The organism is Agrobacterium sp. CMT1 (assembly GCF_037203725.1).
Classification (GTDB): domain Bacteria; phylum Pseudomonadota; class Alphaproteobacteria; order Rhizobiales; family Rhizobiaceae; genus Agrobacterium; species Agrobacterium pusense.
Genome location: NZ_JBBCAR010000002.1, coordinates 109,161 through 130,874, shown reverse-complemented (window position 1 = coordinate 130,874; position 21,714 = coordinate 109,161). Strand labels below are relative to the sequence as shown.

The following is a 21,714-nucleotide window of genomic DNA, read 5'->3' as shown; positions in this document are numbered from 1 at the left end:
CATGAAGAAATTTACCGGGTTCGCCCTGCTTGCTAGCACGGTTGCCTTTGCAGCCGGCGCAGCCAATGCCGCTGAACTCAATATCTATACCACCCGCGAGCCGGGCCTCATTCAGCCCCTCCTGGACTCCTTCACCGCTTCGAGCGGCGTGAAGGTCAATACCGTGTTTTTGAAGGACGGCCTTGCGGAGCGTGTTCTGAGCGAAGGCGCGAGTTCGCCGGCTGACGTTCTGATGACGGTGGACGCCGGCAATCTTGTCGATCTCGCTGAAAAGGGCGTAACGCAGGCGGTCGAATCCGAGACCCTGAGCAAGGCGATCCCCGCTGAACTGCGCGATGCCAAGGGTCACTGGTTCGCGCTTTCCATGCGAGCCCGCGTTCTGTATGCAGCCAAGGACCTCGATCTCGCTTCCTTCAATTATGAAGATCTCGCTGATGCGAAGTGGAAGGGCAAGGTCTGCATTCGCGCCGGACAGCATCCCTACAATACGGCGCTGTTTGCCGACTACATCGCCCATTATGGCGCTGAAGACACCGAGAAGTGGCTTGCCGGAGTCAAGGAAAACCTCGCCCGCAAGGCAGGTGGCGGTGACCGCGATGTCGCCAAGGACATCCTCGGCGGCATTTGCGATATCGGTATCGCCAACTCCTATTATGTCGGCCTGATGCGCTCGGGCAAGGGCGGCGAGGAGCAGGTGAAGTGGGGCGACGCCATCAACGTGGTTCTGCCGACCTTCAAGAATGGCGGCACGCAGGTCAATATCAGCGGCGCAGCCGTGGCGAAAAATGCGCCGAACAAGGCGGAAGCCGTCAAGCTTCTGGAATATCTCGTTTCCGACGAAGCCCAGAAGATCTATGCCGAGGCCAACTACGAATATCCGGTCAAGCAGGGCGCGGCTCTCAACGAGATCGTCGCTTCGTTCGGCACGCTGAAGATCGATAACAAGCCGCTGACGGAAATCGTATCGCATCGCAAGCAGGCGAGCGAGCTGGTCGACAAGGTCGGTTTCGACAAGTAAAGGCCAATCAGCGATAACATGTGAAAGGCGTTCGCAATTGCGGGCGCCTTTCCGCGTATTTTCCAGAAGCACATGAACCCAGACGCCACCCAGCCATTGTCACCTCGTGCCCGAGTCAGATTTTCATCCTCCTTCTGGTGGCTGTGCCTTTCAGTGCTGGCGGTTTGCAGCGCCATGGTTCCGGTTATGGCGCTTGTCTCGCAGGCGTTGCAGGGTTCTGATGGCCTTTGGTCGCATCTGGGCTCAACCGTGCTCTGGACGGCGCTTCCGGATACGGCGATCCTTCTTGCCGGTGTCGGGCTGCTGGCAGGTATCGTCGGAACCTGTGCCGCCTGGCTGGTCACCGCCTATGATTTTCCCGGCCGCAAAATATTGGAATGGGCGCTGCTACTGCCGCTGGCCATGCCCACCTATATCGTCGCTTACGCCTATCTGGATATTCTGCATCCCATCGGGCCTGTGCAGGGCGCGATCCGCTGGCTGCTCGGCTATTCCAGCCCGCGTGAATTCCGTCTTCCGGACATAAGGTCCATGACCGGATGCATCGTCCTTCTCGGCTTCGTGCTGTTTCCCTATGTCTATATTCCCGTGCGCGCCATGTTCCTCACGCAGGCAGGCAACCTGCTGGAAGCGGCGCGCACGCTCGGAGTCTCCAGACGTGCGGCTTTCTTCAAGGTAGCGGTGCCGCTGGCGCGCCCGGCGATTGCGGTCGGCGTCAGCCTTGCCTTGATGGAAGCGCTGAACGATATCGGCGCGTCCGAATTTCTTGGCGTCCGCACACTCACCGTCTCCGTCTACACCACCTGGGTCACGAAATCCGACCTGCCGGGTGCGGCGCAGATTGCGCTTTCCATGCTGTTCATCGTTGTCGCCCTCGTGGCGCTTGAGCGCTGGGCGCGACGCAAGCAGCGCTACGCGGTCTCTGCGCAGAAAAGCAGGCAACTGGAGCCGCTGCGGCTCAATGGCCTGAAGGGTTGGGCCGCTTTCTTGTTGGGCAGCTTGCCGGTCCTGATCGGTTTTATGGCGCCAGCCAGCTATCTCGTCACCGAGGCATGGAAACGGTTTCGTTTCAACGGATTGTCCCCCCGTTTTGCCGATGAGGCCCTGAACACCATCGTCTTTTCCGGGGTGGCGACGGTGATCACCCTCATTCTCGGCCTTGTCGTCGCTTACGCCATGCGCCTTGCGCCGGGCCGCCTGTCGCTCTGGTCCTATCGTCTTTCGACGGTGGGATATGCCGCCCCCGGAACGGTCATCGCCATCGGCGTCCTGATCGCGCTCGGCGGCTTTGACCGCTTTGTCGACGAGACCATGCGCGACTGGTTCGGCATATCGACAGGCCTCATCTTCATCGGCAGTGGCGCCGCGCTGATCTACGCCTATTCCGCACGTTTCCTTACCATTGCCGCTGGTGGGGTGGATGCTGGCCTCAGCCGCATCCCGCAGTCCTTCGATCACGCCTCGCGAACGCTCGGGCGATCCGCAACGCAGACATTCCGACACGTCCATCTTCCGCTTTCCAAGGCCTCACTTGCGGCTGCGGCATTGCTGATCTTCGTGGATTGCGTCAAGGAGCTTCCCGCTACGCTCCTGTTGAGGCCGCTCAATTTCGAAACCTTTGCCACCCATCTTTATGGCGAAGCGGCGCGTGGCACCTACGAGGAGGCGGCCATCGCAGCCTTGGCAATCGTCGTCATCGGCATGCTTCCGGTCATGCAACTTGCAAGGATCGGCCGGCGCAAGAGCTGACATCGAAGCTCCGCCTGATAAATTGCGGGCGCAAAATTGTGCGAGAGGCCAATAAGCTTCAAATCCACCCAGAAAACGACAAGCATCGCGCCTTAATCCTGATGTAAATACTCAGCTTAATTGAGGTGCTGCGACCCTTGGGATATCAATACGGTCGCGATGTTTTCGGGGCATATCTTGAAAAATTTGCATGGGATGTTTTTGCGCCATCTGGCTTTGGGAACGGCTGCCGTAGTTTTGCTGGCGCCCGCGATGGTGCACGCGCAGGACACAACCGTCCTTCAGCAGATTACCGTTGACGGGCAGGGCGCGGAAAACGCAACTGGCCCCGTCGGGGGCTACGTCGCGAAGAAAAGCGCGACGGGTTCAAAAACCGAGACGGAAACCAGAGATATTCCGCAATCCGTATCGGTCGTCGGCCGCCAGGAAATGAACGACCGCGGCGCGGTGACGAAGATCGACGAGGTGCTGCGGTATACCCCAGGCGTGACGGCGGAGCCCTTTGGCACGGATCCGGATACGGACTGGTTTTACATTCGCGGTTTTCAGGCCACCCAGACTGGGGTGTTTTTGGATGGGCTGAACCTGTTCAGTTACGGTTTCGGCGGTTTCCAGATGGATGCCTATGGTCTGGAGCGGGTTGAAGTCCTGAAGGGGCCTGCGTCGGTGCTCTACGGCGGCGCCAATCCCGGTGGCATCGTTGAGATGATCCGCAAGCGCACCCAGGAGGAACGCGTTCGCGAAACGGAAATCGGCATCAATAATTTCGGCAACGCTTTCTTCGGTTTCGATCTCGGCGACAAGGTGGATGATGAGGGCGTATGGAAATACCGCGTTACCGGCAAGGTCTCGGGCGGCGACAACTATACGAATTACTCCGAGGATTTGCGCGGCTTCATCATGCCGCAAGTCACTTTCGAGCCGGATGCGCAGACAAGCGCCACGCTCTATGGGTATTTTTCGGCGCTTGACCAGGTGCATGTGGGCAACGGTTTCCTTCCTTATGTCGGCACCGTGGCCGACGCGCCCTTCGGCAAGCTCAACCGTGAAGCCTTTTATGGTGAGCCGGACCTTGATAACGGCCGCGTCTATCAATCGATGGCGGGCTACGAGGTCAGCCATGAATTCGACAATGGCTGGAAGATCAGTCAGAACGCCCGTTATGGGCATCTGTACAAGCACGAGACCGGGCCCTATCCCGGCGGCTGGGCAAATGCCGATGCCAACGGCCAGCCGAGACTCGATCCGATCACCAAGGACTATATGCTGACCCGCTTCGGTTACGACGGCGTGTCGAAGGTCGATAGCTTCGGTGTGGATAACCGAGTGGAAGGCCAGTTCGATACCGGTGCCGTCAGCCATTCACTGCTCTTTGGTCTGGACTATAAATATTACCGGCTGGATCAGGTGCAGGCCTGCTGCGGGTCGAATGCGATCGGCGCGCTCAATCCGGTTTACGGTTCGGCGCAGGGAACGAATTTCGTTTATGCCGATAACATCGTGACCCAACAGCAGATCGGCATTTATGCGCAGGACCAGCTGCGGTTCGGAGATGGCTGGCTTGTGACGCTGAATGGCCGTTACGACTATGTCGATACGGAGCTGAACAACAGATTGCCGACGGGCCTGTCCCGCCGCTCCAGTGACGACGCGCTGAGCGGCCGCGCCGGCCTTGCCTACGAGTTCGACAATGGCCTGACGCCCTACGTCTCCGCCGCCACCTTCTTTAATCCGCTTATCGATACGCTTGCAGACGGCACACCCGCCGTGCCGGAAGAAGGCCACCAGTTCGAAGCCGGCATCAAATACGAGCCGACGTTCTTCGATGGCAGCATCACCGCCTCGGTCTTCAAACTGGTCAAGGATAATGCTATCGTGTCGTATACGGCGGGTGGGGTGACCACCAGCGGCCAGTTCGGACAGGTCGAATCCACCGGCTTCGAGCTGGAGGCCAAAGCCAATCTCAATGAAAACTGGAAGGCACTTGCCTCCTATTCCTACACCGATATCGACATTACCCGCGATGCCAATCCAAATCTCATTGGCAAATCGCCATGGATCGTGCCCGCCCATAGCGCTTCGCTGTGGCTGGACTATGCTTTCACCACGGATACACTTGACGGATTGAGCATCGGCGGTGGTGTGCGGTATCAGGGCAAATCCTGGGCGGATGCGGCGAATACATTGCGCGTTCCTGACGCCGCTGTTTTCGATGCCGCGGTCCGTTACCAGAAGGACGACTGGACCGCATCCATCAACGTCGCCAATGTCTTCGACAAGGAATACGTCAAGGGCTGCGCCGGTGTCTCCGTCTGCGGCTGGGGTGACAGCCGAACCATCACCTTCAAGCTTTCCAAGAAGTGGTAAGGCCTGGTCAAAGGCCGCAGTTGCGGGAAAATTGGTTTGCCACTATAAACATGAATAAACTTATCATGTTATAGTGGCGCCATGGCGCGCCCTGCGGGATCGAGAAGCCATGGCTTTCCGAGTGCGGATGGAAAATGAGATCGACGGTTTTGCCGTTATAGGCGGCCCGCGCTCAAGGGTCTGGAACGGCATCGTTGCCGATCTCTGGGACGTGCGTTGTGCACCGAAAGCAGGTGGACGTTATGTCGGCAAGGACCCGCGTTTTGTTTTTCTGCTGGAGATGGATGGAAAGGATGATGGCAGGTTCGTCATGAACGGCTGCCGCCGCGACAAGTATATTGCCTCCGAGGTGAACCGTATTTCCTTCGTGCCTGCCGATCTGGATGTGCATGCGGAGTTGAGCAACGTTTCCTTCCTCCGCCACCTCGATCTGCACTTCGACGCTGGACTGCTGGGGGCTCGGTTGGTGCAGGGTTTCGATCCGCACGGTTTGCTCGACCCGCATCTGATGTTCGAGGATGAGCGCCTGCTGGCGCTGGCGCGGTTGATCGCAGCCGAATGCGACAATCCCGATCCGCTGCACGATCTCTATGGCGAGAGCCTCGTGCTGGCGCTGCTGACGGATTTTCTGAAAGTGAGGCGGGAGCCGGTCAAAAAGCGCAGCAAGCTCGCCGCCTGGCAATTGAGGGCGGCGACGGATTATATTCGCGAACATTGCCTTCGGTCGATCCGGCTTGAGGAACTTGCGGAACTTACAAACCTGTCGCAATCCCATTTCAGCCATGCCTTCAAGGCCTCCACCGGCGTCCCGCCGCACCAGTGGCAGATGCAGGCGCGTATTGATCGGGTCAAGGATCTGATGATGCGAACCGAGATGGCGCTTACCGACATTGCCATCGCAGCCGGATTTTCCGATCAGGCGCACTTCTCCCGCGTCTTTCGAAAGATGGTGGGGGTGTCCCCCTCGGTCTGGCAGAGGAGCCGCCAGTAACTACTTTTTGTTCCGTTCTTTCTCCAAAAAATTCCCTGACGGCATCTGAAACGCACCGGAACGATTTCTCCGGCGACGGGTTTACAGACGTGACCCATTGCGGAAATCAAGGAGGAAACTATCATGTTGCATCAGGAACCCCGCGCCGGCCAGGACCCCTATGTGAAGGACACGCCCAGCCTCATCGCCAGCGACAAGGTTGAAGGCACCCGCGTTTACGGCGCCAACAGCAAGCATATCGGCTCGATCCAGCGCATCATTCTTGAGAAGCGCGGCGGCCGCGTGGCCTATGCGGTATTGAGCTTCGGCGGTTTTCTCGGCATTGGCGACGATTATTATCCGTTGCCATGGGAAAAGCTGCATTACGACGAAGAGCTCGACGGCTACCGCATCGACCTGACAAAGGAACAGATCGAAAATGCCCCGCATTTCGCCAATCTCGATGATGACGAATTGCTGAACGCAAGGGATCGTAAGGTCTACGACTATTACGGCGTCGCCCCTTACTGGATGTAAGGCGAATAATCTTGCCAACGGGCATTGTGGCGTTTTCAGCTGATTTTCAGCCGGAAACGCCTGACAAAAACGGCTCCTGAAGGAGCCGTTTTTTCTGCATTAATGTGGGTTCTTCTGCATGTCGGAAACCGCATCTGTGAAGCACTTACGCGCTTCCTCCGGCGATTTTCGCCCGTCAAGTGCAGCGCGGCAGGCACTTCTGGCTCTCACGAAACTCAATCCGCGCCGATTTGGCCAGCCTTCGGTCAACAATGTCAGTGCTTCGAATGGGCCGGCGACGACACTCTTGCCGTTCGCATCCAGATTGACCTCAACAGGCTCTGTCCATCTCTCGTTCTTCATCGTGCACCTCCCAGAGCAACGCGATCCCGAAACAAACCCGACAGCGGAGCAACCCATGAACGCTGTCCTGTGTCACTACCGCCTAGGATAAGCGCAAGCAATGGAATTGACAACGGTGATCAGCGGAAGCCGAAAAACGAAAGGATCGCCAGGACGATAACGACGAGGCCGACGATGTAGATGATCTGGTTCATGATTTTCTCCTTGTCTATGTCATCACCATAACGTGAAGGAGAAGATGCGGTTCCAGAAGCACATGATAATTTAATCACGTGCTAAAAAATTGCGGACATTCCATCGTCACGCGATGCGGAACGTCACCTCCGCACGATCACCCAGATCGCGTGTATGATGCCGGGCACATAACCGCACAGCGTCAGAAGAATGTTGAGCCAGAAGTGCAGCCCCAGTCCGACCTGGAGAAATACACCAACCGGCGGCAGGATGATGGCGATGAGAATACGAATGACGTCCACGATGACAGGCTTTCCGGTTGACTGTTGACCAGCCGGAGAACGTGTGTGGGGCGGTTTGGTTTCACTTAAGCACGGACGTGCTTTTTGAGATGGATTTTTGTTTGAAAATGGTGCCGCTTACGTGACTCGAACACGTGACCCCATCATTACGAATGATGTGCTCTACCGACTGAGCTAAAGCGGCCCGGTTGTGATCCGTCTGTCACGGATCAGCTTCATGGCGGGCTGATACAGGCAATGCCGACGGATTTCAAGCCTTGAATGCGTGGCTTTTGAAATTTCCGCAAAAAGCTTTGCCTGTCCAATGTTTAAGGGCGTATCAGGCTCCGGCGCAGATGCGGCCCCTCGCAACCTCGTATTCCTGGGCCAGCCGATCAACCAGAGCCGCTACCGGCTCCACCGCCTTGACCGCGCCAATACCCTGGCCCGCGCCCCATATGTCCTTCCAGGCTTTTGCGCCGCCGGAAGCCGATTCGAAATCCATGTTTGAGGGATCCGCTTCCGGCAGCTTGTCGGGGTCGAGGCCGGAGGCGACGATCGAACTTTTCAGATAATTGCCGTGAACACCGGTGAAATAGTTCGAATAGACGATGTCTTTGGCATGCGCATCGACGATTGCCTGCTTGTAGGCTTCGGAGGCGCGGGCCTCCTGAGTGGCGATGAAGGGGGAGCCGATATAGGCCATGTCCGCGCCCATCGCCTGTGCCGCGAGGATAGAGCCGCCATTGGCAATGGCGCCGGCAAGCAGCAGCGGGCCATCGAACCACTCGCGGATTTCCTGCACGAGGGCGAAGGGAGAAAGTGTGCCCGCATGGCCGCCGGCGCCCGTCGCGACGGCGATCAGCCCATCCGCGCCCTTGCGGATGGCCGACCTTGCATGGCGATCGTTGATGACATCGTGCAGGACGATGCCGCCGTAGGAATGCACGGCCGCATTGACTTCCGGCACGGCACCGAGCGAGGAAATAACCACCGGGACCTTATATTTCACGCAAAGGCCGAGATCATGTTCCAGTCGCCGGTTGGACATATGCACGATCTGATTGACCGCGAACGGCGCGGCCGGACGATCCGGGTTGGCCTGGTTGTGCGCGTCAAGCTCTTCGGTGATCATCGCCAGCCACTCATCGAGCTGGCTTTCCGGCCGCGCATTCAGCGCCGGGAAAGCGCCGATGACGCCCGCCTTGCATTGCGCCAGCGTCAGTTGCGGGTGCGAAATGATGAATAATGGTGACGCTATGACCGGAAGACGCAGATTGTCTTTCAGCACGGACGGTAGCATGGCTCCTCCCCCAGATTACGTTTACGCGCACGTAAGTCATTATCGTGTTCGGTGTTGGATTGGAAGCGAAAACAGTACCGCGAGGCGTCGCCGAACCTGCGTTCGTAGCGCCACAATAGATCGATTTTCCCCAAGACAATCCGGTCTTTATCACAAACGATGCTTGCGGAGGGGCGGCATAGCCGTTACCGAATCGTGAACCCATGGCGCAGCGCCGCATATTTTGCAAAGCGCATTAGAACAAGGATCGGTCGTGAGCGGACTGGAAACGGCAATCAGAAATGCTCTGGAAAAATCGGACAGATCGAACGCCGAAGTTCGTGCACGTATTTATCAATCGTCCCGTCAGGCACTGGAAGCGGGCCTGCGCAAGCAGGGCATCGACGACCCGCAGATTGTTGCCCAGCAGCGCCAGCGGCTTGAAAGCCTGATCCACCTCATCGAGAACGAGGAACGCAACCGGCTTCTGGACAGGGTGGAGCAGCAATTGCGGCCGCCCGTGCAGGAAAGCGCGGCGCAGGATGATGGTTCCGTCGATCCCGTTTCGCAGCCGCCCCATCGGGATGAAGTGTCTGTCGAGCCGGAACTGCGCGGTGAAACGCGCGATGCGCGACCCGGTGCCGCCACGGCTCCGGAATCCCCCCGACCAGGCCGGCGCGGCGGAAAACCATCGAGAAGAGGTTCCAGTGCGGCTGACGCATCGCTTGCCTTCCGCCCCGAAGGTGCTGTTGGTCGCCGCAAGCGCCGCGGGCTTTTTGCCCGGCTTTTCATCTATGTCACGCTTCTGGCCTTTGTCGGTTTCGGCGCCTGGTGGGCCTATTCCTCGGGCGTCCTGCTCTCTCCGGAACAGCGGGATACCAGCGTGCCCAATCCGCCGGCGCAGGTGCAGGCAGAGGACTTTAATGGCGCCGAACCCGCCCCGAGCCTATCGGCCGGGCGTGGCTTTTCGGACGACTGGGTCGAGGTTTTTAATGCCGAGCGCGGTAATTCCGGAGTTTCGGCAGGTCCACGCGCCAATGTCGAAAATATCGCAACGCCCGCCGGCAAGGCAATTCGGGTGACGTCGAGAAGCGTGGCGCAGGATGGCGCCGTCAGCATCGAGGTTCCAGTCGAAGTGATGCGGGACATGGCCGGGAAATCCTCGACCATATCCATTACCCTGCAATCCTCCAGTGACCGGCAGACACAGGTGTCCGTCGCATGCGATTTCGCTACCTTGGGCGATTGTTCGCGCCACCGCTTTACGGCCACGGCCGAGCGCGCCGACATGCTGCTGAACGCGACATTCGAGCGTTCGCTGGCCCCCAACGCGCCGGGCAGGATTTTCATCAACAGCGATATCGATGGCAGTGGCCGCCCGGTCAACCTTTATTCCGTGCGCATCCTGCCGGGTCAGTAAAAGGGTACGAGCAGCCGCCAAAGGCGGCTCTCCTTATTTCTCTTCGGCTTTTCCGAGAAAATTCGGGCCCGCCCCCAATATCTTATTGTCGATCTCGCCGATCGCCTTCTTGTCCTTGCCTTCATAGTCCAGCGAATTGAGAATGTGGCGGATGAGATTGACCCGGGCCCGGCGCTTGTCATTGGCGCGTACCACCGTCCAGGGCGCGACATCGGTATGGGTCTTTTCCAGCATCTCGTCGCGCTTTTGCGTGTAGTCGTCCCACTTCGTCAGCGCGGCTATGTCCATGTCCGAAAGTTTCCAGCACTTCAGCGGGCTATGGCGGCGATCGTGGAAACGGTCGATCTGCGTTTCCCGTCCGATATCGAGCCAGAACTTGAAAAAGTGGATGTCCTCATGGGCGAGCATCTTTTCCAGGCGCGGCGTTTCCTTGAGGAAGCGTTTATGTTCCTCGGGGGTGCAGAAACCCATCACCGGTTCCACTCCGGCCCGATTGTACCAGGAGCGATCGAACAGAACCAGTTCGCCTGCCGTGGGAAAATGCGAGATATAGCGCTGGAAATACCATTGCCCACGCTCGGTTTCCGTCGGCTTGGTCAGCGCCACGACGCGGGCATAGCGTGGGTTGAGATAAGACCGGATCGCGAAGATGGCGCCGCCCTTGCCGGCCGCATCGCGGCCCTCGAAAACTGCCATGACCCGCTTGCCTGTGGCCTGGAGCCAAAACTGGACCTTCACAAGCTCGATCTGCAGCGCCTCCAGCGTGGCGTCGTATTCCTCGCGCTTCATTTTCTTGTCATAGGGAAAATTGCCGGCCGAGAGCTTGTTTTCCTCCACCCAGTCGGGAAGAACCGGATCGTCGATGTCAAAGCTGCGCAGCTTTCCGCCAACGGTGATCTCAACTGTCCGCTTCTTCGTTTCATCGGCCATGGTTTCCTCCGGCTGTTGTTGTGTAAAGGCAACTCGCCGCCAATGAGTTCACATCGACCGGCAGAATTCAAGCGAAAGAGGATTGCTTGAGAAAGCTGTGGCGGTGTGACGATTGCAGCGTGGAATTTGCACATATACGCTGTGGAAAATATGCGGTGATGAATCTCTGTCATGAAGCTGGCCTATGAGATTTCGATGCGCTGTCGAGCGAGAGTGGAAAGCAGGCTGAAATGGCAGTCATGGAAGGCGATAGTGGATTAAGGCTTTTGGCAAAGAAGCTTGGCCGGAACTGGCTGCCCGTGCTCGTCGTCAGCATGCTCGCCATCGTGGCAGTTTCCGAGTTGCACACGCCCTATATGCCGGCCGTCCTCTGGCTCTGCGCGGTCATCGCCATTCTAGCCGTTCGCGAAAAACCGGCCTTTTCCGAAAAGGCCAAAAATGCGGCCGGACAGGTGGATGAGCCTGATGTTCCAGCTGAAAATGTCATTTCCGGCGTCAGGGCAGGTCTTGCCGTGCTGGATACGCCCGTTTTCATTCTCGATAAGAATGCCAGCGTGCTGTTTCAGAACGGCGCGGCCGAACGGGCGTTTGGTCAGCTTCCCGCCGGGGCGCATATTTCCGCAAGGCTGCGCTCGCCGGGCCTGCTGGATGTCATTCGCGAAACCATCGCCACCGGGGAGCCCAATCAGGTCGAACATTCCGAGCGTTTCCCCTCAGAACGGGTCTTCATCGTCCGTATCGCCCGTGCGGATATGGGCGAGGGGGCGGGCCCGCTTTTCTACATCCTGTCATTCCGCGATGTCTCGGAACTTCGCCGCATCGACCGCATGCGCAGCGATTTCGTCGCCAATGCCAGCCATGAACTGCGCACTCCGCTGGCTTCCCTGCGCGGTTTCATCGAAACCATGCAGGGGCCGGCGCGCAACGATCCCAAGGCGCAGGAGCGTTTCCTCGCCATCATGCTCGATCAGGCAACCCGCATGAGCAGGCTCGTGGATGACCTCATGTCCCTTTCGAGGCTGGAGCTGCGCGCCAATATCGCGCCGGATCAGAAGGTCGATCTCGTTCCCGTCATAGGCCATGTGCGCGATACGCTTCTGCCGCTTGCCAACGAACTCGATGTCGATATCACCCTGCATCTGCCGGATGGTCCTGCGGAGGTGCAGGGAGATCGCGACGAACTGGTGCAGGTATTCCAGAACCTCGTGGAAAATGCATGCAAATACGGCCAGGAAGGCAAGATTGTTGATGTCTGGCTGCGGGCTGAGCCCGGCAAGCCGGTAGAGGTAAGCGTCGTCGACCGGGGGCCGGGCATACCGGCCGAACATGTGCCGCGGCTGACGGAACGGTTTTATCGCGTCAGCGTCGCCGACAGCCGCTCCAAAAAGGGAACGGGGCTTGGTCTTGCCATCGTCAAGCACATTCTCACCCGCCACCGCGCTCGGCTCATCATTAAATCTGAACTAGGCAGCGGCACGGATTTTACCGTCAGATTCTGACATAAATACCCGTACATACAAAATATCACGTAAATTTGCATTTTAAATCAATTATTTAGCTTGTCACAAATCTTTCATCGAAGTGACATAAAAGGATGGGGCTACGGTGGTTAAGAAGAGGTCGCCGAGCGCATGCTAAGAGCGAGTGCCGCTATCGGCTGCGTCCACAAACAAGCCCACGACGGGAGAGACAAATGAACTTCGTTAAATTTTCCGCAGCAGCTCTGGTGGCTTCTGTCGCCTTCGCTGGCGCCGCCGCTGCTCGCGACCAGATCCAGGTTGCCGGTTCCTCCACGGTTCTGCCTTATGCCAAGATCGTTGCCGAGACTTTTGCCGAAACCTTCCCGAACTTCAAGGCTCCGGTCGTCGAGTCGGGCGGCACGGGTGGTGGTCTGAAGGCGTTCTGCTCGGGCGTGGGCGAAGGCACCATCGACGTCGCCAACGCATCGCGCAAGATCAAGAGCGACGAACTGGCCGCCTGTAAGGCTGCTGGCGTTACCGACGTTCAGGAAGTGAAGATCGGTTACGACGGTATCGTCTTCGCAATGGATTCTTCCAACAAGGACATCAAGCTTGAGCCGAAAGACCTTTACCTCGCTCTCGCCGCTGAAATCGTCAAGGACGGCAAGCTCGTTGCCAACCCCTATAAGAAGTGGTCGGAAATCAACAAGGAACTGCCGGATGTAGCGATCGCCGCTTACATCCCGGGTTCCAAGCACGGCACCCGCGAAGTCTTCGAAGAGAAGATCATGGCTGACGGTTGCAAGGAAGCCAAGGCGACCGACGTCATCAAGACGCTGATCACCGACGCTAAGCAGGCTGCTGCCAAGTGCGTAGCAGTCCGTAAGGACGGCGCTGCAGTCGACATCGACGGCGACTACACCGAGACGCTCGCTCGCATCGACGCCAACAAGACAGGCCTCGGCGTCTTCGGCCTCGCTTTCTATGAAAACAACGCCGACCGCCTGAAGGTCGCTACCGTTTCGGGCGTTGTTCCGTCCACTGAAACCGTTGCCAGCGGCAAGTACCCGGTTTCCCGCCCGCTGTTCTTCTACGTGAAGAAGGCTCACCTGGGCGTTATCCCGGGCCTTAAGGAATATGTCGAGTTCTTCGTTTCCGACGAAATGATCGGCCCGGATTCCCCGCTCGCAAATTACGGCCTGGTTGCCGCTCCGGACGCAGAGCGCGAAGAAATCCGTGCCAAGTTCTCGGCCGGTTCCACGATGTAATGAAGAAGGAGGGGTGCGGCCTGCCGCGCCCCTCATACCATCCGGTGCCTCTCAGCTTGGGCGAATGTCTTCGGTTGACAGTTCCTATTCATCGTCGTCCACATGATTGTCTATGGATTACAGATGGATAGGATGTATCAACCTTGACGCTTGCCGGACTTTGATACAGTCACTTGGCAGGCATTCCGGGATGATCCAGCGGTCTCGTTTTGATGACTTTTTGATTTGCCCTATATCGCACCGTGCTCCTGCGGCACGCCGAGGGAACTCTAATGAACACATCGATCCTTTTGCTGATACTGGCGCTGATCGGCATCGGCAGTTATCTGCTCGGCAGCCGCCGTGCCGTTGCCCTGTCTGGTGGGCGTCCTTCCAGCATGCATTCCCGAGCCGGTTATCACGGTTCATACGCGGTCGTCTGGGCGGTACTGCCCGCGGCGTTCATTCTCAGCGTCTGGCTGATTATCAGCCCGCTCATCGTGACATCAGCGGTCCGCGGCGATTTCCCGGAAGACATCCGGGCGCAATCCGAGGCGCAGCAGAGCCTGACCTACGGCATGGTAACCTCCATCGCCCGCGGCCTTCAGCGGCTGACACCGGAAGAAACGGCACAGGTCGATGCGGACACAAGCGCGGTGAGGCCTCTGCTTGCATCCAAGGGCGTGGCGATTGCCGGTGATCCGGAACGGTTCATGGTTGACGCCGCCCAAACGCTGAACACCATGACCGCCACGAGCCGTCTTGCGATGATCGCTGTCGTGCTGCTGGCCGCGCTTGGCGGCGCCACCTATGCGCTTCGGGCGATTGCACCGCGCTTCCGGGCACGCAACAAGGTCGAAAAGGTCATTCTCGGCGCTCTTCTTGTCGCATCTTCCATCGCTATCCTGACAACGATCGGCATCGTTCTGTCGATGCTGACGGAAGCGATCCAGTTCTTCAACATGGTTCCGGCTCACCAGTTCTTCTTCGGCACGGTGTGGGATCCGCGTTTTGCGGCTGCCGGTGCGACCGATTCATCGGGACAGTTCGGCCTGATCCCGCTGCTTGCCGGCACACTTTATATCGGCTTCGTCGCCATGCTGGTTGCCGTGCCCGTCGGACTGTTTTCGGCGATCTATATGTCGGAATATGCGTCACCCCGCCTGCGCTCGGTGGCAAAACCGCTGCTCGAGGTGCTCGCCGGCATCCCCACCATCGTCTACGGCTTTTTCGCGCTGACGACGGTCGGTCCTTTCCTCAGAGACATTTCTGCGCAGATCAACGGGCTGGCGACGGGTAACTACGCCAACTTCATCCAGGCGCAGAGTGTCATCACCGCCGGCTTCGTCATGGGTATCATGCTGATCCCCTATGTGTCGTCGCTGTCGGATGACATCATCACCGCCGTGCCGCGTTCGCTGCGCGATGGTTCGCTCGGACTTGGCGCCACGCGCTCCGAAACCATCAAGAGGGTCATTCTTCCGGCTGCTCTTCCCGGCATCGTCGGCGCCGTGCTGATGACGGCGTCGCGCGCCATCGGCGAAACCATGATCGTGGTTCTGGCGGCAGGTGTCGCTGCTCGACTGCAGCTTAATCCCTTCGAGCCCATGACCACGGTGACGGTCAAGATCGTCAGCCAGTTGACGGGCGACCTTGAATTCACCTCACCGCAGACGCTGGTTGCCTTTGCGCTTGGCATCACGCTTTTCGCCATCACGCTTTGCCTGAATATCTACGCGCTTTACATCGTGCGCAAATACCGGGAGCAATATGAATGACCGACATCGCCTCTCCCGCAGCTGGTGCGAACGCCGTCAAGGCGACGCGTCGTGATATCGGCATCAAACGCCGTTATGCCGCCGAACGCCGTTTCCGTGCTTATGGCATGGCAGCGATTTCCTTCGGCCTCATCTTTCTCTTCCTTCTGCTTTTCTCGGTTGTCTCCAAGGGTTACACCGCGTTCCAGCAGACGATGATCACCGTTCCGGTTGAGTTCTCCGAACAGATCATCGATCCCAAGAATGAGCGTGCCACCAATCCGGCCAAGCTTATGACGGCCAATTATCCCATTCTTGCCCGTGATGCGGTTGCCAAGGTTCTGGGCGTCGCGCCAACGGACCGCACCGGTCTTCGCGCCGTCAACCTTCTGATCTCCGATAGCGTACGTACGCAGCTTCGCGATATCGTCGTTGCCGACCCCGCCGTTATCGGCACCACCCGCACGGTGACGCTGCTGGCCTCGGGCGACGTCGACAGCGCCTTCAAGGGCCAGGTCGATCTGACGGCGGATGAAGCCAATCGCCGTATCTCGAACCAGCAGCTCGGCTGGATGAACCAGCTCGCCGAAAGCGGGCAGCTTGGCAAGCATTTCAATACCGGCATCTTCATCAACGGCGCCTCGAGCCGTCCGGAGGCGGCGGGTGTCGGCGTGGCGCTGATCGGCTCCTTCTACATGATGCTGATCGTGCTGGTGCTGTCGCTGCCGATCGGTGTTGCAGCTTCGATCTACCTTGAGGAGTTTGCTCCGAAGAACCGTCTGACTGATCTCATCGAGGTGAACATCAACAATCTCGCGGCTGTTCCCTCGATCGTTTATGGTCTGCTCGGCCTCTCCGTCTTCATCAACTTCATGGGCTTTCCGCGCTCGGCCTCGCTGGTCGGCGGCCTCGTCCTGACGCTGATGACCCTGCCGACGATCATCATTGCGACCCGCGCTGCCCTGAAAGCCGTGCCGCCGTCAATCCGCGCCGCCGCCCTGGGCCTCGGCGCTTCCAAGATGCAGACGATCTTCCACCACGTGCTGCCGCTCGCCATGCCCGGCATCCTCACCGGCACCATCATCGGCCTCGCCCACGCGCTGGGCGAAACTGCGCCGCTGCTGCTGATCGGCATGGTGGCATTCGTAGCAAATTACCCGACAACGCCGATGGACCCGTCCACGGCCCTGCCGGTGCAGATTTACATGTGGGCGAATGAAGCGGAGCGCGCCTTTGTCGAAAGGACTTCAGGCGCTATCATCATCCTGCTTTTGTTCCTCATCGTCATGAATGTTGGCGCAATCCTGTTGCGTCGCCGCTTCGAACGGCGCTGGTAAAGGGAGATTGAGCAATGAACATGTTGTCGGAAGCAGCAGTTGAAAAGGCGCTGGACAAGAAAATGAATGAAGTCTCATACAAGATGATCGGCAAGGACGTTTCGGTTTATTACGGCGAAAAGCGCGCGCTTTACGACGTGAACCTCAACGTTCGCGAAAATACGGTAACCGCGCTTATCGGCCCGTCCGGCTGCGGTAAATCCACCTTCCTGCGTACCCTGAACCGTATGAACGACACGATCGACGGTTGCCGGGTAACGGGCAAGATCACGCTCGACACCGACGATATCTATGATCAGGCGATTGACGTCGTGGAGTTGCGCGCCCGCGTCGGCATGGTGTTCCAGAAGCCAAACCCTTTTCCGAAGTCGATCTACGAAAACATTTCCTACGGCCCACGCATTCACGGTCTCGCCCGCAACAAGGCGGATATGGACCAGATCGTTGAGCAGAGCCTTCAGAAGGCGGGTCTCTGGAACGAGGTTAAGGATCGCCTGCACGAATCCGGCACCGGTCTTTCCGGCGGTCAGCAGCAGCGCCTGTGCATTGCACGCGCCGTTGCCGTCAGCCCGGAAGTGATCCTGATGGACGAACCCTGCTCGGCGCTGGATCCGATCGCCACTGCCAAGGTCGAGGAACTGATCCACGAACTGCGCACCAATTACACGATTGTTATCGTCACGCACTCCATGCAGCAGGCGGCACGTGTTTCCCAGCGTACGGCCATGTTCCATCTCGGTCACCTTGTCGAGGAAAATGAAACCGACAAGATGTTCACCAATCCGGATGACCAGCGCACGCAGGATTACATCATGGGCCGCTTCGGCTGATCGCGGCCGGCGCTTTATCGCAACCCAACAAGACTGGTGCCGCTGCGGCCCGCTTCGGGCGGTCGCATGCAAGGCCAAGCCGGAGGAATAGACCGTGAACCAGACAACGACCCATTCGCATATTCTGTCTGCTTATGATGACGAACTGAAGTTCCTGACGCGACGCATCGCCGAGATGGGCGGTCTCGCCGAGCAGATGTGTGCCGACGCCGTGCGTGCGCTCGTCAATTCCGACGCCGCGCTTGCCCAGAAGGTCATTTCCGATGACGCTATCCTCGATCATTCCGAGCGAGAGATCGGCGACAAGGCCATCGTCACCATCGCCAAGCGCCAGCCGATGGCGGCGGACCTTCGTGAAATCATCGGCACGCTGCGTATCGCCGCCGACCTCGAACGCGTTGGCGACCTCGGCAAGAATACTGCCAAGCGTGTCATCGCGGTGGCCGGAACGGGCGTGCCGCGCAAACTCGCCCGCGGCATAGAGCACCTGTCGGAGCTGGCGCTGGTACAGCTCAAAGAAGTCCTTGACGTCTATTCGACACGTTCCGCAGAAAAGGCCAATGCCATTCGCGAGCGCGACGAGGAAATCGACGCCATGTATACCTCGCTCTTCCGCGAGCTTCTGACCTACATGATGGAAGATCCGCGCAACATCACCACCTGCACGCATCTTCTGTTCTGCGCCAAGAATATCGAGCGCATCGGTGACCATGCCACCAACATCGCCGAGACGATCTATTACATGACCACCGGCAGCCAGCCGGAGGGCGAGCGTCCGAAGGACGACAGTTCCAACACGCTCGGTTCGGTGACCGAGTAACAGACAAGCAGCGGCTTGCGGAGTTAGCATATGGTGCCCAAGATTGCAGTTGTGGAAGATGAGGAAGCGCTGAGCGTCCTGCTTCGTTACAATCTCGAGGCTGAGGGATATGACGTCGACACCATACCCCGTGGAGACGAGGCAGAGATCAGGCTGCAGGAACGTATTCCGGATCTGCTCATCCTGGATTGGATGCTTCCCGGCGTTTCCGGTATCGAACTGTGCCGTAGGCTCAGGATGCGGCCGGAAACCGAGCGCCTTCCCATCATCATGCTGACGGCGCGCGGCGAGGAAAGCGAACGGGTTCGCGGCCTCGCCACCGGCGCGGACGATTATGTGGTCAAGCCGTTTTCCACGCCGGAACTGATGGCCCGCGTCAAGGCCATGCTGCGCCGAGCCCGTCCGGAGGTTCTGTCTTCGGTGCTGAAGTGCGGCGATATCGAGCTGGATCGCGAGACGCATCGCGTTCACCGCAAAAGCCGCGAGGTGCGTCTCGGTCCGACGGAGTTCCGCCTGCTGGAATTCCTGATGACCTCTCCGGGCCGCGTGTTCTCCCGTTCGCAATTGCTGGACGGCGTCTGGGGTCACGATATCTATGTGGATGAGCGGACGGTTGACGTGCATGTCGGACGTCTGCGCAAGGCGCTCAACTTTTCCCATATGCAGGATGTCATCCGCACCGTGCGCGGTGCCGGATATTCGATGGAAGCCTGATCGGAACCGAACTGAGGGTTCCCCTCAGCATGACGTACCGCCAAAATGAAAACGCCCGAAACCGGTCTGGTGTCGGGCCTTTTTATTTTGAACCTTCCGCAAGCACGATATTTTCATTTCTTTGACGAGCGGTTGAGAGTCCACCGAAATTCGATTGAGGGGCGAAACCCGACGACGATGAATAAGCCTTGGTGTTCTGCTGTCGCTGCCCGGGAAGCGCGGTATTTTGTCACAAAAAAACGGGCCCGAAGGCCCGTAGTTTTTGAGTGTCAAATGTGTGCCGCAACACTCAAGCCTTGCGGCGCTCGCTGACCGGTTGGTAGGCGAGTTTCGCATGGAACTTGCAATAAGGTGAAGATTCCAGAGCTTCACAGCCGCAGAAATGGAAATCGTCTTTCAGGGGGTCGCCGACCGGCCACTTGCAGGTGCGCTCCGTCAGTTCCGTCAGCGTCAGCCGGCGGGAGATCGGAGTAACGACGTTTCTGGAAGGAACGTAATCGAGAATTTCCGCAGTTTCGATGCCGACCTCTTCCTGAAGAGCGGTCGCCGCGTTGGAGCGGGTCAGGATCCGAGCAGGTGCAGCGTTGACGCGGCCAGCGAAATTCGCCGTGCGCGGGGCAGGTGCAGCAGTCCGCTTGGGCGCAGAACGCGCCGACGTCACCGGGCCGCCAGCCTTGACACGTCCGGGCAGATTAAGACGATGGACCTTGCCGATCACGGCATTGCGGCTGACGCCGCCCAGCTGAGCTGCTATCTGGCTGGCGCTCAGTCCTTCGGCCCACAATTTCTTGAGTTTCTCGACCCGCTCGTCTGTCCAGTTCATGCCGCTTCTCCGCTTTTCGCGTGTATTTCGACAGAATCCTTCTCCGTCTCGCGGGCATGCCGCGAGCGTGGTTTCTGCCTGATTTTTGGTGACTAGTTCCGCCGCAATGCAGTCTAGTAATTAGCGATTAACCTAGTGCCACGCAGACTCCGTGGCAAGAGTCGCGGGAATCATCTCGAATCGATTTTCCGGTTTTCCCCAACTTGCTGGCGAGTTGAGTCAGAAAGGCAACACCTTGGGCCTTGCGACCTGCCACCTACTAGGGCTTGAGAAGCCTAGGAAATACGGACTTTTGTTGACATCGGCAAGCGAAGTGACAATAGTGCCCCTGCCGCCGCGAGGCGGCATTTTTGATTTTCAGGCGAGGGATAACCCTCGAAGCCTATTGACAACCGTCTGACAGCGCATCCGCGCAAGGAGTGATACAGCCATGGCCGAAGCCGCCGCGCCATTGTTCGATACATTTGCAAGAGCCCCCCTCCGCTTCGAGCGAGGCGAGGGCGTCTGGCTGTACACGGAAAGCGGCGAGCGATATCTCGATTTTGCGGCCGGCGTTGCCGTCAATTCGCTGGGCCATGCCCACCCGCATCTTGTCGACGCGATCAAGACGCAGGCCGAAAAGGTCTGGCATGTCTCGAACCTCTATGAAGTTCCGGGCCAGGAAAAGCTTGCCAAGCGCCTGACGGAGGAAACGTTTGCAGACAAGGTCTTCTTCACCAACTCCGGCGCGGAAGCACTGGAATGTGCAATCAAGACCGCGCGTCGTTATCATTATTCCAAGGGCCACCCGGAAAAGTTCCGGATTATCACCTTCGAAGGCGCCTTCCATGGTCGTACGCTTGCAACGATCGCAGCCGGCGGCCAGCAGAAATATCTCGAAGGTTTCGGTCCCAAGGTCGAAGGCTTTGACCAGGTACCTTTCGGTGATGTCGATGCGCTGAAAGCCGCCATCACGGCCGAGACGGCAGCGCTTCTGATCGAGCCCATTCAGGGTGAGGGCGGTATTCGCGCACCCAGCAAGGAATTCCTGCAGTTACTGCGGTCGCTTTGCGACGAACACGGTCTGCTGCTGATTTTCGATGAGGTGCAGACGGGCGTTGGCCGCACGGGTAAGCTCTTTGCCTATGAACACACTGGTGTCGCCCCCGATATCATGGCGGTTGCCAAGGGCATCGGCGGTGGTTTTCCGCTGGGCGCATGCCTTGCAACGGCTGATGCCGCTTCCGGCATGACGGCGGGCGTGCATGGCACCACCTATGGCGGTAATCCGCTGGCCATGGCAGTCGGTAATGCCGTGCTTGATGTCGTCCTCTCTGACGGCTTTCTGGAAAAGGTTCGTGATGTCGCGCTGGTTTTCCGCCAGGGCCTTGCTTCGCTGAAGGACCGTTATCCTGACGTTATCGAGGAAATCCGTGGCGAAGGCCTGCTTCTCGGCATCAAGGCCAAGGTGCCCTCGGGTGAGCTGCTGCAGGCCATGCGCGCCGAGCATCTGCTGGGCGTACCAGCGGGCGATAATGTCATTCGTCTCCTGCCGCCGCTCGTCACCACGGCGGAAGAAGCCCGTGAGGGGCTGGCACGCGTGGAAGCGGCCGCCGCTTCTCTCACAGCGAAACAGGCAAAAATCGCCTGAGGAAACACTGAAGGGCGGGCCTCTTT

The 21,714-nt window shown here is 58.6% G+C and carries 19 protein-coding genes and 1 tRNA gene; 14 read left to right on the top strand and 6 right to left on the bottom strand.

All coding sequences use genetic code 11. The features are described from left to right. Window position 1: 1 nt before the first annotated feature. The 5 genes from WA845_RS03300 to WA845_RS03280 all read left to right on the top strand — a co-directional run bounded on the left by WA845_RS03300 (window position 2) and on the right by WA845_RS03280 (window position 6,641). Window positions 2-1,018, top strand: a complete 1,017-nt coding sequence (locus WA845_RS03300) for an extracellular solute-binding protein (RefSeq protein WP_112555924.1) — start codon at window positions 2-4, stop codon at window positions 1,016-1,018. A gap of 72 nt (window positions 1,019-1,090) precedes the next feature. Continuing rightward, window positions 1,091-2,767, top strand: coding sequence for an ABC transporter permease subunit (locus WA845_RS03295; protein WP_112555922.1), 1,677 nt, complete (start codon window positions 1,091-1,093; stop codon window positions 2,765-2,767). Window positions 2,768-2,944: 177 nt separating this feature from the next. Further along, the gene (locus WA845_RS03290; RefSeq protein ID WP_112556152.1) at window positions 2,945-5,134 is read left to right on the top strand and encodes a TonB-dependent siderophore receptor; all 2,190 of its coding nucleotides are present in this window, start codon (window positions 2,945-2,947) and stop codon (window positions 5,132-5,134) included. 109 nt (window positions 5,135-5,243) lie between these two features. Next, window positions 5,244-6,125, top strand: a complete 882-nt coding sequence (locus WA845_RS03285) for a helix-turn-helix domain-containing protein (protein WP_162719254.1) — start codon at window positions 5,244-5,246, stop codon at window positions 6,123-6,125. Between the two features lie 123 nt (window positions 6,126-6,248). Beyond that, the gene (locus tag WA845_RS03280; protein WP_337322193.1) at window positions 6,249-6,641 is read left to right on the top strand and encodes a PRC-barrel domain-containing protein; all 393 of its coding nucleotides are present in this window, start codon (window positions 6,249-6,251) and stop codon (window positions 6,639-6,641) included. A gap of 99 nt (window positions 6,642-6,740) precedes the next feature. Here WA845_RS03280 and WA845_RS03275 read toward each other — a convergent pair whose 3' ends face one another. From WA845_RS03275 to WA845_RS03260, 4 genes are all read right to left on the bottom strand, one after another. Continuing rightward, window positions 6,741-6,983, bottom strand: a complete 243-nt coding sequence (locus WA845_RS03275; protein ID WP_006698942.1) for a DUF982 domain-containing protein — start codon at window positions 6,981-6,983, stop codon at window positions 6,741-6,743. A gap of 317 nt (window positions 6,984-7,300) precedes the next feature. Then, window positions 7,301-7,459 (bottom strand): YqaE/Pmp3 family membrane protein, encoded by a 159-nt coding sequence (locus WA845_RS03270; protein ID WP_004439740.1) that lies wholly within the window; start codon window positions 7,457-7,459, stop codon window positions 7,301-7,303. A 108-nt stretch (window positions 7,460-7,567) separates the two neighbouring features. Further along, window positions 7,568-7,643 (bottom strand) — tRNA-Thr (locus tag WA845_RS03265). A gap of 135 nt (window positions 7,644-7,778) precedes the next feature. Further along, window positions 7,779-8,741 (bottom strand): nitronate monooxygenase, encoded by a 963-nt coding sequence (locus WA845_RS03260; RefSeq protein WP_112555916.1) that lies wholly within the window; start codon window positions 8,739-8,741, stop codon window positions 7,779-7,781. A gap of 253 nt (window positions 8,742-8,994) precedes the next feature. Between WA845_RS03260 and WA845_RS03255 the strand changes: the two genes are divergently transcribed. Beyond that, window positions 8,995-10,140 carry a hypothetical protein gene (locus WA845_RS03255; RefSeq protein WP_077986614.1) on the top strand — a complete coding sequence of 382 codons (1,146 nt, stop codon included), beginning with the start codon at window positions 8,995-8,997 and terminating at the stop codon, window positions 10,138-10,140. A 33-nt stretch (window positions 10,141-10,173) separates the two neighbouring features. Here the strand turns inward: WA845_RS03255 and ppk2 are convergent, their stop codons facing one another. Continuing rightward, on the bottom strand, window positions 10,174-11,070 hold the full coding sequence (gene ppk2, locus WA845_RS03250; RefSeq protein ID WP_112555914.1) for a polyphosphate kinase 2: 897 nt from the start codon (window positions 11,068-11,070) through the stop codon (window positions 10,174-10,176). Window positions 11,071-11,300: 230 nt separating this feature from the next. On the opposite strand from ppk2, the gene phoR reads away from it, so the two are divergent. The 7 genes from phoR to phoB all read left to right on the top strand — a co-directional run bounded on the left by phoR (window position 11,301) and on the right by phoB (window position 19,235). Then, the gene (gene phoR, locus WA845_RS03245; RefSeq protein WP_112555912.1) at window positions 11,301-12,569 is read left to right on the top strand and encodes a phosphate regulon sensor histidine kinase PhoR; all 1,269 of its coding nucleotides are present in this window, start codon (window positions 11,301-11,303) and stop codon (window positions 12,567-12,569) included. A 194-nt stretch (window positions 12,570-12,763) separates the two neighbouring features. Then, window positions 12,764-13,798: a substrate-binding domain-containing protein gene (locus WA845_RS03240; RefSeq protein WP_004439763.1), complete on the top strand. Its 1,035-nt coding sequence runs from the start codon at window positions 12,764-12,766 to the stop codon at window positions 13,796-13,798. A gap of 272 nt (window positions 13,799-14,070) precedes the next feature. Further along, the gene (gene pstC, locus WA845_RS03235) at window positions 14,071-15,555 is read left to right on the top strand and encodes a phosphate ABC transporter permease subunit PstC (protein ID WP_004439765.1); all 1,485 of its coding nucleotides are present in this window, start codon (window positions 14,071-14,073) and stop codon (window positions 15,553-15,555) included. Then, on the top strand, window positions 15,552-16,871 hold the full coding sequence (gene pstA / locus WA845_RS03230; RefSeq protein WP_112555910.1) for a phosphate ABC transporter permease PstA: 1,320 nt from the start codon (window positions 15,552-15,554) through the stop codon (window positions 16,869-16,871). Before pstC ends, pstA begins: the two co-directional genes overlap by 4 nt. Before the next feature lie 14 nt (window positions 16,872-16,885). Continuing rightward, the gene (gene pstB, locus WA845_RS03225) at window positions 16,886-17,701 is read left to right on the top strand and encodes a phosphate ABC transporter ATP-binding protein PstB (RefSeq protein WP_003519986.1); all 816 of its coding nucleotides are present in this window, start codon (window positions 16,886-16,888) and stop codon (window positions 17,699-17,701) included. 94 nt (window positions 17,702-17,795) lie between these two features. Further along, window positions 17,796-18,521 carry a phosphate signaling complex protein PhoU gene (gene phoU / locus WA845_RS03220; protein ID WP_004439770.1) on the top strand — a complete coding sequence of 242 codons (726 nt, stop codon included), beginning with the start codon at window positions 17,796-17,798 and terminating at the stop codon, window positions 18,519-18,521. A 30-nt stretch (window positions 18,522-18,551) separates the two neighbouring features. Continuing rightward, window positions 18,552-19,235 carry a phosphate regulon transcriptional regulator PhoB gene (phoB, locus tag WA845_RS03215; protein WP_003493692.1) on the top strand — a complete coding sequence of 228 codons (684 nt, stop codon included), beginning with the start codon at window positions 18,552-18,554 and terminating at the stop codon, window positions 19,233-19,235. Window positions 19,236-19,524: 289 nt separating this feature from the next. Here the strand turns inward: phoB and WA845_RS03210 are convergent, their stop codons facing one another. Continuing rightward, window positions 19,525-20,058: a GcrA family cell cycle regulator gene (locus WA845_RS03210; protein WP_004439774.1), complete on the bottom strand. Its 534-nt coding sequence runs from the start codon at window positions 20,056-20,058 to the stop codon at window positions 19,525-19,527. Window positions 20,059-20,488: 430 nt separating this feature from the next. Here WA845_RS03210 and WA845_RS03205 point away from each other — a divergent pair, with 430 nt between their 5' ends. Further along, window positions 20,489-21,688 carry an aspartate aminotransferase family protein gene (locus WA845_RS03205; RefSeq protein ID WP_004439775.1) on the top strand — a complete coding sequence of 400 codons (1,200 nt, stop codon included), beginning with the start codon at window positions 20,489-20,491 and terminating at the stop codon, window positions 21,686-21,688. The last annotated feature ends 26 nt before the right edge of the window (window positions 21,689-21,714 follow it).